Below are 2,083 nucleotides of genomic sequence, written 5' to 3'. Positions count from 1 at the left end.
AGATTTAGCAACATTACAAAAATTGCAGTCAGAATTTTCCCCTGAATTAGCAACTTTACGGGGTCGTGTCGATAGTTTAGAAGCCAGAACAGCCGAAATCAAAGCCAACCAATTCTCAGCAACAACCAAACTCAACGGACTATTAATAGTTGGCGTTCAAGGACGGACTAGCAATCGTGGTGATGTAAATCCTAGAGATGGACAAAAAGATACAGATGATGCAGGGACAAACACTAATGTTATATCCCTCGCGCAACTATATTTAACTAGCCAAATAACTCCCAATAGTTACTTGTTTACAGGTCTTATAGATGGTAAAGGAAGAACTACGCCTAGATTTACCAATAGTGTTTCCCGAAATGACGTTTTACTTGGCTACGAATTTCCTACAGATAGCTTGATTGTAAGTGACCTCAATTTGCATTGGCTGGTGACAGATAAATTAGCAGTAATGGTGGGAACAGAAGGCGTAAGTATGCCAGCTGCTTTCCGAGGCCCAAATCGGGTAGAAAGTGCTGCAACAGGGCCGCTGTCTTATTTTGCCCAAAGAAACCCAATTTTAAATATGGGATACGGTCACGGTGGTATAGCTATTGATTGGCAATTTACTAAACGCGCTAGTTTGCAGGCAATTTATACTAGTTATCAACCAGGAAATCCTGGGACAGCTAGTGGTTTATTTGATGGAACCACCACTACAGGTGTGCAATTACTGCTGACACCAACTGATACTCTCGATTTAAGTTTGTATTACGTTAACAATTACTCTTCTGATGGTTGTTTACTAACCTTTGTTGGCGATGAATGCTTAACTACAGTTAATACCACTACCGGAAGATCAGCACCGCTGCAAACTAACGCCGTGGGTGCGACTGTAACTTGGCAAATTTCTCCCCGCATTAGCGCAGGTGCATGGGGTGGTTATACTAAATCTTATATTCCTGGGCAATCAGGAAATGTAGAAACTACGAATTATATGGTGTTCATGAATTTCCCTGATTTATTTGCTAAAGGTAATTTGGGAGGAATTTATGTTGGTCAACCTCCTAAAATTACCAGTAGCAACTTACCTGTGGGGAATAATGTCCCTGATTTTGTAAATACTGGTTTAGGACGTGCAGGTGGACAACCAGGAACGACCACTCAAATCGAGGCATTTTATCGTTTTCAGCTAACAAATAATATCAGTATTACACCAGGAATAATTCATATCTTAGAGCCTGGTCATACACCAGATAGTGACTCAGTTACTATCGGCATTTTGCGAAGTACTTTTAGTTTTTAATTTTTTGTAAATAAAAAAGGTTTGGCGGTGAGCCAAACCTATATATAAATCCAGTGCATAACAACATCCCGAATTAATTTACTCATTATTCTATTCATAGGGCATCTTCCTATAGGATGTGTGCAAATATCCTGAAACCTGATAAGACATTACTCCAGTATTATTGAATACCTAAAATATAAAATTATCTGCCATAGGTTAGAGGCTATGGCAGATTAATTTAGATGTTAAAATTAGCAAAAAAACTAGCAGTATTTTTATATCCAGAACTTACATTAAAGCGATTTTTCCAACTAGCAAGCAAAATAAAAGACGGGATAAACCATCCCGTCTAAATAGCTTGAAAGTGGAAATACACCTTGAACTGTGGAAAAATAGCACAAATAAAACTCAATAGATTGTAAGGCTAGCAAATAATCTTAACAGAAAATTTTAGTTGAGCTTAGTTTTTTTTAATGTTTTAATTATTTGCATTCTAGCAAATATATCATATTTTGCTTTGAGTGTAATGCCAAAATGCCAAATAATCAGCAATAAAAAAGACGGGCTTTAGCCCGTCCTATGTATAATAAGTAAAAACATCTTGGTAATTTCTGCAATATATCAAAATACTCTAATTACAATGTGCCAAATTGCCAAATACTTAGCAATAGAAGATGAATATTAATTTATCTGTAATTGGATATTTTTATCAGCTATAAATTTTACTATCAACATAAATGAATAGTTATCTAGATTGCCTCCTATTCGGTGTAAACTATCACAGTAAGGTAAGTAAATTTCTTACAAAAGTGCTTT

1 protein-coding gene is annotated in these 2,083 nt (G+C 36.3%); it reads left to right on the top strand.

Annotated features, from left to right (window positions below; all coding sequences use genetic code 11):
- A partial coding sequence (locus RRG12_RS43465; RefSeq protein WP_420763311.1) for an iron uptake porin occupies nucleotides 1–1,285 on the top strand: 1,285 nt, incomplete at its 5' end.
- Nucleotides 1,286–2,083 lie beyond the last annotated feature (798 nt).

The sequence above is a fragment of the Nostoc sp. CALU 546 genome (genome assembly GCF_048836525.1).
This window is presented reverse-complemented; position numbering and strand designations above follow the sequence as displayed.